Source organism: Arthrobacter sp. H14 (genome assembly GCF_000520495.1).
Taxonomy (GTDB): Bacteria; Actinomycetota; Actinomycetes; order Actinomycetales; family Micrococcaceae; genus Arthrobacter_C.
Genome location: NZ_KI914646.1, coordinates 12,602 through 22,869, shown reverse-complemented (window position 1 = coordinate 22,869; position 10,268 = coordinate 12,602). Strand labels below are relative to the sequence as shown.

Annotated in this window: 6 protein-coding genes and 1 pseudogene; 5 read left to right on the top strand and 2 right to left on the bottom strand. The window is 63.9% G+C overall.

The features are described from left to right. Positions 1-924 (bottom strand): adenylosuccinate synthase (locus Y707_RS24580; protein WP_035780924.1); only part of this gene is annotated, 924 nt, incomplete at its 3' end. Between the two features lie 322 nt (positions 925-1,246). Between Y707_RS24580 and ggt the strand changes: the two genes are divergently transcribed. Continuing rightward, the gene (gene ggt, locus Y707_RS24575; protein ID WP_081744734.1) at positions 1,247-3,175 is read left to right on the top strand and encodes a gamma-glutamyltransferase; all 1,929 of its coding nucleotides are present in this window, start codon (positions 1,247-1,249) and stop codon (positions 3,173-3,175) included. 61 nt (positions 3,176-3,236) lie between these two features. Here the strand turns inward: ggt and Y707_RS0108785 are convergent, their stop codons facing one another. Next, positions 3,237-4,223, bottom strand: a complete 987-nt coding sequence (locus Y707_RS0108785) for a D-2-hydroxyacid dehydrogenase (RefSeq protein ID WP_442853286.1) — start codon at positions 4,221-4,223, stop codon at positions 3,237-3,239. Positions 4,224-4,351: 128 nt separating this feature from the next. On the opposite strand from Y707_RS0108785, the gene Y707_RS0108780 reads away from it, so the two are divergent. From Y707_RS0108780 to Y707_RS32735, 4 genes and pseudogenes are all read left to right on the top strand, one after another. Beyond that, the gene (locus Y707_RS0108780; protein WP_051441801.1) at positions 4,352-7,435 is read left to right on the top strand and encodes an FAD-binding and (Fe-S)-binding domain-containing protein; all 3,084 of its coding nucleotides are present in this window, start codon (positions 4,352-4,354) and stop codon (positions 7,433-7,435) included. An 82-nt stretch (positions 7,436-7,517) separates the two neighbouring features. After that, on the top strand, positions 7,518-8,699 hold the full coding sequence (locus Y707_RS0108775; RefSeq protein ID WP_026534807.1) for a M24 family metallopeptidase: 1,182 nt from the start codon (positions 7,518-7,520) through the stop codon (positions 8,697-8,699). A gap of 1 nt (position 8,700) precedes the next feature. Continuing rightward, positions 8,701-9,924, top strand: a complete 1,224-nt coding sequence (locus Y707_RS0108770; protein ID WP_026534806.1) for an aminotransferase-like domain-containing protein — start codon at positions 8,701-8,703, stop codon at positions 9,922-9,924. Next, positions 9,921-10,268, top strand: a pseudogene (locus Y707_RS32735) (M20/M25/M40 family metallo-hydrolase); the annotation flags it as partial. The gene Y707_RS0108770 and the pseudogene Y707_RS32735, both read left to right, overlap by 4 nt.

The following is a 10,268-nucleotide window of genomic DNA, read 5'->3' as shown; positions in this document are numbered from 1 at the left end:
CCAGCCGCAGCGGCGGGGCCGGCCGGTGTTGACACCGAATTCACCGCCGGTCTTCTGCAGGTACTCCCCCATCTCGTCGAACAGTTCCGTTGGGAACGGTCCCGCGCCGACGCGGGTCGTGTAGGCCTTCACGATGCCAACCACCCTGCTGATCCGGGTCGGTCCAATGCCGGAGCCGACGCAGGCGCCGCCGGAGGTGGGGTTCGATGACGTGACGAACGGGTAAGTGCCATGATCGACGTCGAGGAATGTGGCCTGGCCGCCTTCAAGGAGCACAACTTTGTCCTCGTCCAACGCCTGGTTCAGCATCAGCGAAGAGTCAACGATCATGGGCTTGAGCCGCTCGGCGAAGCTCAGGAAGTACTCAACAACTTCGTCCACGCCGATGTCGCGCCGGTTGTATACCTTCAGCAGCAACTCGTTCTTCTGCCGGAGCGAGCCCTCGACCTTCTGCCGCAGGATCGACTCGTCGTAGAGGTCCTGGGCACGGATACCCAACCTGGCGACCTTGTCCATATACGCCGGTCCAATGCCGCGGCCGGTGGTGCCAATAGCCCGTTTGCCGAGGAACCGCTCGGTGACCTTGTCCATCACCTGGTGGAAAGGAGCGACCAGGTGCGCGTTGGCGGAAACCCGCAGCCGGGAGGCGTCCGCTCCCCGGGCATCAAGCCCGTCGATTTCCTCGAAAAGGGCCTCAAGATTGACGACGACACCGTTGCCAATGATCGGCACCACATTCGGGCTAAGGATGCCGGCGGGAAGGAGCTTCAGCTCGTACTTCTCACCACCGACGACGACGGTATGCCCGGCGTTATTGCCGCCGTTCGGCTTTACAACGTAGTCGACCCGGCCACCGAGTAGATCGGTCGCTTTGCCCTTACCTTCGTCGCCCCACTGGGCACCGACAATCACAATCGCGGGCATGGAAACTCCTGCCTTCTGCTGCGGCTTTCGCCAAGGGCCCTGCACGGATGCAGGGCACGAAAATGCCCCTTGCCAATCTTACCCGGACGGTATCAACCATCCGTTCTGTAAGAGAAAAGGGGCTCTTACCAACCAAGTCTACCGGAGCAGCGCCACGGTTTCGAGTCGCATGTCACAGCCCGGCGGCCGGTGCGGCACATCATGGGGAATCAGCCTTGGACAGTGGATCGATTGTAGAGCGCCCGCTCTTGCGTTAGGCGGAACTACGGTGCAAGATCGAGGCTAGGCGGGTCATCATTGGGGGGTCTACTCCGGAGGAGCCATGACACAATCGAGAACCCACATCCAAGAGGCGCGCGCTGGACGACGCGCTGTAGCCGGCACTGCGGCAGGTGCGATGCTCATTGCCGGTACCCTAGTCGGTCTCGGAACCGGCGCTGCCGAGGCCGATCCCCGCTATCCTGACAAAACCCCCACGAGTATTGGTTACGGCGGAGCGGTCAGCTCGGTCGACCCGGAGGCGTCAAAGGTAGGTCTCGACGTCCTCAAGCGTGGGGGTAATGCTACCGACGCGGCAGTGGCCACGGCCGCAGCCCTGGGTGTCACAGAACCGTACAGCGCAGGCCTGGGTGGTGGTGGCTACTTCGTTCACTACGATGCATCGTCAGGCGAGGTGGAGACTATCGACGGCCGCGAGACCGCACCTATGGCTATGCCCAATGATGCTTTCATCGACCAGTCCACCGGCGAGCCATTCAATTTCACCCCGGAACTCGTGACGAGCGGCGTCTCGGTCGGCGTACCCGGTACGCCTGCGACCTGGGAATCGGCCCTCGAACAGTGGGGGACATACTCGCTTGCCAAGGCGCTCAAGCCTGCATCAAAACTGGCCAGCAGGGGTTTCGTCGTGGACGAAACCTTCCGCCAGCAGACGCTGGACAACCAGGAGAGGTTTGAGGCGTACACGACGACGCCGAAACTGTTCCTGCCCGGCGGTGACGCGCCCGACGTTGGATCGGTGTTCAAGAACCCTGCCCTCGCGAAGACGTACCGGATGCTCGGCCGTACCGGAATGGAAGCGTTCTACACAGGCCCTATCGCCGACGAAATCGCCGACCTGGTACAGAACCCGCCCAAGAGTCCAACAACCGACCTGCCGGTCCCCGCTGGCTACATGGAGACCAGCGACCTTGCTGACTATGAGGCACTCATCCAGGACCCGACGCACATTTCGTACCGCGGCTACGACGTGTACGGGATGGCACCATCCTCCTCAGGCGGATCGACGGTTGGAGAATCGCTGAACATCCTCGAAGGCTACGACGTCGGCTCGATGGACGACGGCGCGGCGCTGCACCATTATCTCGAGGCAAGCGCGCTCTCGTTCGCCGACCGCGGCGCGTACCTCGGCGACTCGGCATACGTTGACGTGCCACTCGATGATTTGCTTTCCGATGAGTTCGCTGCCGAACGTGCCTGCACGATCGATGAACAGACAGCCGCCGAAAAGCCGGTGGCGCCAGGCGATGTCGACAACTATGACGGAGAGTGCAATGCGACGGACCGTTCCGGTTCTCTCGACGAGGACACAGAGAACAGGTCCACCACGAATCTGACCGTCGCGGACCGGTGGGGCAACGTCGTGGAGTACACGCTGACCATCGAGCAAACCGGCGGATCCGGGATGCTGGTTCCCGGACGCGGCTTCCTGCTGAACAACGAACTCACGGACTTCTCGACCGTCTACGAACCGGGTGATCCTAACCGGATCGCGGGCGGGAAGCGGCCGCGATCGTCGATGGCACCGACACTAGTGCTGCAGGAAGGCCAGCCGTTCCTTGCACTCGGGACGCCGGGAGGCTCAACGATCATCACCACGGTGTCGCAGATGATCTTCAACCGGATCGACCGCAGCATGACACTTCCGGAGGCGATCGCCGCTCCCCGGGCATCACAGCGGAATACCCCCGAAGTTACGGCCGAACCGGAGTTCATCGACCGCTACGGCGCCCTGCTCGCACCCTTCGGACACGACCTGGCGGCCTCCGGCGACCAGTTCACCAGTGCCGCGGAGATCGGGGCGGCCACCGCGATCGAATTCGGCCCAAATGGCCTGCTTACCGCGGTCTCCGAACCAACCCGGCGTGGCGGCGGTTCGGCCCTGGTGGTCCACCCAACTCAAATCCTCCCCATGCCAAAAGGCGGCGTTGACACCGGCGTGACAAAAGACAGCAAAGCTGAACACCGGTAGCCGGCAAGGTTCGTGTCAAGGCCGGGGCGCTTTGGGCCAGGCGGCAATTCCACCTTCCCGGCTACTTGGAACCTGACACGTAACCACGTTCCTTATCGACAACGTTCGCGAGTTCCCCGCCGTCGAGCCACCGGATGGCATTTTCCTTGAACTGCTCCCCTAAGGATCCCCGCCAACCGATTACGTCCCCGGACATATGAGCGGAGACGTGTACCGAGGGAAGATCCCACAGCGGGTTGGATTCGGGAAGCGGCTCCTCTTCAAAGACGTCGAGCGACGCTGCGGCAATCGAACCGGACATCAACGCTTCGATCAGGGCGGCCTCGTCCACCAGCTGGCCGCGGCCGACATTGATCAGGTGCGCCGACGGGTCCATGGCGGCGAGCACTTCGGCGTTGATCATGCCCCGCGTCTGCTCTGTCAGCGGAGCTATGACGACGACGTGGTCCGCCCAGCCGACATGCTCGACAAGGCCGGAACTCGCGACCACGGTTCCGAAGTCGTCGTCGTTCTCCCTCGCGGTGCGTCCCACTCCGCGCACCTCGATACCGGCCGAACTGAGCAGCCGCGCCGTCTCACGGCCGATCCCGCCGGTACCCACAACCAACGCCTTTGAACCGGCAACCAGACGCGTCTCGCGGTGCTGCCAGGTGCGCCCGCGCTGCAGGTCGTGGCTGCGGTACAGGTCCTTGTTGTGTGCGAAAACTGCCGCCAGCACGTATTCGGCGATCGGCCGGTCGAAGGTCCCGTGGGCATTGGTGATGACGACGTCGGACGCGGCCAGTTCGTCGAAGAGGATCGCATCCACCCCTGCCGCGGCGACGTGCACCCAGCGGAGTTTGTCCGCATGCGGCCACGCGTCCTTCAAGGCGGACGAAAAGAAGTCCCACAGCAGCAGCGCATCGGCCCCCTCGATCACTTCGGCAAGTGAGTCCGCGTCGGCGTAATGCACGTCGGCGCGCGCCTCGATCTCATCCATACCGGCGGGCTTGGGATGGTCTGCGCCGCCGAGGACGACGAGTTTCGGTTTGTTCTGTATGGCTGCCACCTTCATGACTTTAGGAACGCGTATCCACAGTGTCAATGCGGATTGTTGACAATCCATCATGGCGGCACAGACGATGTACCCATGATGGTTGTGACTGGGGACATGGAAAGGCAGGCCCGATAGCGGCGATGGCATCACTGACGACCAATCCCGGCATCACCGCCGATGGCACTTTCAGCGAGCTTGAGGCCGCTGGTGTCGACGTCGACACCAGCGCGCGTTGCCTGGCCGAGTATTCCTATGACGCCTCGAACTACCGCGTTCCACCGCTCGGAGTGGTGTTTCCACGCCATGCAGACGACGTCGCGGCCACTGCCAGGTTCTGCCACCGCAACGGCATTGCGCTGATCAGCCGGGGCGGGGGAACCTCCATGGCGGGCAACGCCGTCGGCCCCGGTCTTGTGCTGGATTTTTCCCGCTATATGACGGCCATTACCGCCATCGAAGAAGAAAACCTCACGGCGGAGGTGCAACCCGGTATCGTGCTCTCCACGCTGCAGCGCAAATTGCAGGAAGCCACCGGCGGCGCCCTGACGTTCGCACCCGATCCGTCCAGCAAGAGCCGCGCCACCCTGGGCGGATCCATCGCCAACGACGCCTGCGGGAACCACTCGGTCCGGTATGGACGCACCTCGGACCATGTCATCAGCCTGGACCTGGTCACCGCCGATGGAGTCAGGTTGACCGCCACGGAGAGCGGACTGACAGCCACGGACCCACAGGATGAACAGGCCATCCGGCGCGCCGAATCCCTTACCGACGAGCTGAAGATTCTGACCCACGACCATCTGAAGGAGTTCCGCCTGGAGCTCGGTCAGATTCCCCGTCAGGTTTCGGGTTATCACCTCGCGCATCTGTTGCCGGAGAACCACTTCGCCGCTGCCAGGGCACTGGTGGGCAGCGAGGGTACGTGCGCCATCGTGGTTTCCGCCAAGGTGAAACTTGTCCCCTCACCCAAGGCCGCACTGCTGGTCAGCCTCGGGTACGACGACGTCGTGGCGGCTGCCAGGGATGTCATGACCATTCTGGAATTCAGGCCTGCCGCGATTGAAGGCATCGACGAGGCCATCGTCAAGACCATGCGGGTCCGGCGCGGACCGGACTCGGTGCAGGGCCTGCCCGGAGGTAAAGCGTGGCTGTATGTCGACCTGGACGGTGACGATGCCGATGCCGTCGCGGCGCAGGCCGAGGAACTGTTGGTCCGGCTGAAGGAGAACGGCCGCCTGGTTGAAGGCCGGACCGTTCCGGACACCGCCGAACGGGCGTCGCTGTGGCGCGTCCGCGAGGATGGTGCCGGCCTGGCCACCCGGCTCTACAGCGGCGGGGAATCGTGGGGCGGCTGGGAGGATGCCGCCGTCGCGCCGGAGAAACTGGCGGACTACCTGGCCGACTTCCAGGACCTGCTGGACTCCTTCAAGCTCAACGGCGTGCTGTACGGGCACTTCGGTGCCGGGTGCACGCACGTGCGGATCACGTTCGATCTGAGGACCGACCATGGACGCAAGGTCATGGCGGGTTTCGTGCGGGCCGCGGCCAGACTCGTGGTGAAGCACGGCGGCTCGCTCTCCGGCGAACACGGCGACGGCCGGGCGCGGTCCGAGCTGCTGCCGGTGATGTATTCAAACCAGATCCTGGCCGCCTTTGCCCGGTTCAAGAACATCTGGGATCCGGCCGGGGTGCTCAACCCCGGAACGCTGGTGAATCCCGACAGCATGATGGACAACCTCTGGCTGGAGGGCGTCCCGGACCGCGAATGGCGCACCAGTTTCGATCTGCGCCCGGTGCACGGAGAGGCGGTCCAGCCGGGAACGGATATGGCGGCCAGCGGACGGTCCGGCAAAGACGCGGCGGTGCTCAATGACGGCGACGGCAACGTGGCTACCAGCGAAAGGCGCAGCGGCGGTAACCGGCAACTGGACTCCTTCGTGCACGCCGTCCAGGGCTGCGTCGGGATTGGCAAATGCCGCTCGGAATCCGGCGGCGTCATGTGCCCGAGCTACCGCGCCACCCGCGACGAAAAGGACTCCACCCGCGGCCGTGCCCGCGTGCTGCAGGAGATGGTGCGCGGGGCGAAGACGGTCAGCGAAGGGTGGAAGTCTGAGGAGGCGCGGGAGGTCCTCGACCTCTGCCTCTCCTGCAAGGCCTGTTCGACGGACTGCCCGGTCGGCGTCGACATGGCCACGTACAAGTCTGAGTTCTATGACCACTACTACGCGGGCAAACGCCGCCCGATGTCGCACTACTCCCTCGGCTGGTTGCCCTGGTGGCTGAAAATTACCGCCCGGACAGCGCCGCTGGTCAATCTGGTGCTGGCCACGCCGCTGAAGAATGTCGCCGCCCGGTTTGGTGGCCTCACCACCAAGCGGACACTGCCAAAATTCACGACGGCGGCAGCCCTGCGCCGGGCGCTGGGCTCTGGCGACGGCGCTTCCAGCACAAGTGGCACTACGACCGCTGGCGACACCGCCACCACGCCTGCCGACGTGGTGCTTTTCATCGACACCTTCACACGCGGGTTCCGCCCGGAAGTCGCCGGATCCGCCCAGCGGGTACTGCAGAGTGCTGGCAAAACGGTGCAATGCAATGCTGAATCCTGCTGTGCGCTGACCTGGATTTCGACAGGGCAGCTCGGCACCGCAAAGAAGATCCTCACCAAGACAGCCCAAACGCTCGACGACGGCACCGACCGGCCCATCGTCGTCGTCGAACCCAGCTGTGCAGCCGCCTTGAAGGAGGACCTGCCCAAACTGGTGCAGACCGAAGCGGCCCACCGTGTTGCAGCAAGGATCAGCAGCTTCGCCGGCGCCGTTACTGAGCTGGCGTCCGGTGACTGGAAGCCGCAATGGAGCGGTGGACAGGCTCCGGCCGCCGTTACCGTCCAGACGCACTGCCACGAATATTCGGTCTTCGGCGATGCGACGCAACGTTCGGCGTTGAAAGCGCTCGGTGTCGGCGATGTCCGCGAAGCGACGGGGTGTTGCGGTGTCGCGGGCAACTTCGGTTTCGAGGCCGAGCACTATGACGTCAGCATGCAGGTGGCCGAGCAGGCGCTGGTCCCGGCCCTGCTGGCCACCGCCGACGATGTTCCGGTGCTGACCGACGGTTTCAGCTGCCTGATGCAGGTCAACCAGCTCGAACCTGGACGCGTAGGGCTGCACCTGGCGCAGTTGTTGGACGGAAATCCCGACGCCCGCCATCCAGCAGAGGAATGACCACGGCGGACGGACCCTTGTTGCCCGGTGGCGGCGGACGTAGCGTGAATAGTGTTGACTGGCGAGTGAGAGAAGGTTTTCCGTGGACTTTTCGACGGAAGAGTACGCTGAGCGCCTTGCGGCCACGCGGCGTCGAATGGCCGAGCAGGGGCTATCCGCGCTGCTGATCGCCGATCCAGCCAATATCAACTACCTGACCGGCTACAACGCCTGGTCCTTCTACACCCCGCAGATCCTTTTTGTCCCCGCCGTCGGCGACATGATCTTCTTCGCCCGGGAGATGGACGCCAGACCCGGCTTCCGCACCTCCTGGTTGCCGCTGGAGAACATCATCGGCTATCCGGAACGGTACATTCACCGCCCGCACATCCATCCCTTCGACTGGGTGTCGTTCATGCTCCGCGAGCGCGCCGTCATTGCTCCCGCGGCGTCCGGCTATATCGGTCTGGAAATGGATGCGCACTTCCTCTCCCCCAAGGGCTACCGCGCCTTCGTGAACGCGATTCCCGAGTGGGACTTCGTGGACTGCTTCGAGCTGGTGAACTGGGTCCGGCTGATCAAATCCCCGGCGGAAATCGAGCTGATGCGCAAGGCCGCCGTCGTCGCTTCCGCCGCGATGAGCGTCGCCCTGGACACCATCCGGGTTGGGGCACGCCAGTGCGACGTCGTCGCTGCCGTCAGCCAGGCGCAGATTGCAGGAACGCCCGACGTCGGCGGAGACTACCCGGCGATTGTCCCGATGATGCCCACAGGCGAAGCTTCCGACGCGCCGCACCTGACCTGGACGGAGGACCGGTTCGAGGCCGGGCAGGCTGTCGTCTTGGAACTTGCCGGCGCCTATAAGCGGTACCACACGCCACTGGCCCGGTCCGTCATCCTGGGTGAGCCATCCGAGGAGCTCGTCCGGGTTTCCTCAGCCGCCGACGAAGGTATCAATGCGGTGATGGACGCCATCCAACCCGGGGTACCGATCCGCGAACTGGTGCGGATCTGGAACAGCGTCCTCTGGGCACACGGATTGGAAAAACCCTCCCGGCTCGGTTACTCGATCGGCCTTGGCTATCCGCCGGACTGGGGGGAGCGGACCGTCAGCATCCGCTCCGAAGACGACACGGTCCTCGAAGAAAACATGACGTTCCACCTGATCGGCGGGATGTGGATGAAGGGTTACGGCTATGAGCTCTCGGAACCTTTCCGCGTCTCCGCCACCGGCGTCGAACCCTTTACCAGCTTCCCCCGCCGACTGACCCAGATTAGGAGTTGAGATGAATCCGAAGGCCCTGCCCCTCGCACGGCGCGCCGACCAGCTTGTGGGGTCCGTCATTGACTCCAGCACGTCGCTGCTCGCCGCCCAGAAACACGACATTGTCCGCTTCGCCATGGGCGCCCCGGCGGACGAAGCCATTCCGATGGAGGTCTTCCGCGAAATTGCCGGCACCAAACTGGACCACAGCTCCTTCACCTACGGTGCCACTGAGGGTGAACCGCAACTGCTGGACCAATTGCTCGGTTACTTATCGACGACGGCGGAGCCCACCTCGGCCGAGCGGGTCACCATTACCGCGGGCGGCATGCAGGGACTGGACCTGGCCTGCAAGATTTTCGTCGATCCCGGCGACCTTGTAGTGGTCGAAAGCCCCACCTACACGAACGGCAGCGCCACTGCGCTCAGCTACGGCGCAGAGCTGCTCGAGGCACCGATGGACCAAGACGGCATGGTGGTCGAAGCACTGCCGGATCTGATCAAACAGGCCGGGCGGAAACCGAAGGCCATCTACGTCATTCCCAATTTCCAGAACCCGTCCGGCACCACCATGTCGGCGACGCGGCGGGAACGGCTGCTGGAACTGTCACACGAATGGAATTCGGTTATCATCGACGACGACCCGTACGGCCTGCTGCGTTTCGCCGGCGAAGACATTCCCGGTTTCCACTCGATCAGCCCGGAGGACCCGCTGCTGTTCTCGGTGCGGACATTCTCGAAAATCCTCGCCCCGGGACTGCGCGTCGGCTGGGTCAACACCGATCCGTCGCTGCGCCAGCTGGTCATCAATGCCAAGCAGGCGATGGATACCTGCACCAACGTCCCGAACCAGCACATCGTCACGGAGTTCATCCGCCGCGGCGGCCTCGACGACCACCTGACCGAATTGCGTTCGGTGTACCGGGAACGGAAAATCGCCATGCAGGACGCACTGCAGCGTTACCTTGGCGACAGGGTACGCTGCACCGATCCGGAAGGTGGCTTCTTCCTCTGGGTCACGCTCCAAGGCGAGGATGCAGAGATCTCAACGAAGGCACTGTTCGAAACGGCTCTGGCCGAAGGCGTCGCCTTCATCCCCGGCCCATCCCTCTCTCCCTCCGGAAAGTTCGACGAGGCATTGCGGCTGTGCTTTGCCTCGTCCACCCCGGAACGGATTGATGAAGGCGTACAACGCCTGGCGAACGCAATGGATAAGGAACTGGCAGCAGGAAAGGCAGGCCGTTGAGCCCCCAAACATTGACTCCGGAAGAACAACGCGTGCTGGAGTACATCGACGAAGCCGAACTCGTCCAGCTGGCGTCCGACCTGATTGCCGCTCCCAGCGAGAATCCCGGCGGCACGGAAGCGGCCGCCGTCGAGGTCCTCCGCCGGGCCTGTGAGCAGTATGGGCTGGAAGTTGCGGTCTCCGAGGCCGCGCCCGGCCGGCCTAATCTGGTGGCGACCCTGCCTGGTGGAGAAGCGGGACCCGTGATGTTCCTGGGCCACTCGGACGTAGTTCCCGCCGGTGAAGGATGGACGCGCCACCCGTACCAGCCGGTGGTGGACGCCGGACGGCTCTACGGCCGCGGG

What these genes read in the sequence shown, in the direction of transcription:
- ggt (WP_081744734.1), top strand. Translation starts at nt 1,247, where the DNA reads ATGACACAATCGAGAACCCACATCCAAGAGGCGCGCGCTGGACGACGC.
- Y707_RS0108770 (WP_026534806.1), top strand. Translation starts at nt 8,701, where the DNA reads ATGAATCCGAAGGCCCTGCCCCTCGCACGGCGCGCCGACCAGCTTGTG.
- Y707_RS0108780 (WP_051441801.1), top strand. Translation starts at nt 4,352, where the DNA reads ATGGCATCACTGACGACCAATCCCGGCATCACCGCCGATGGCACTTTC.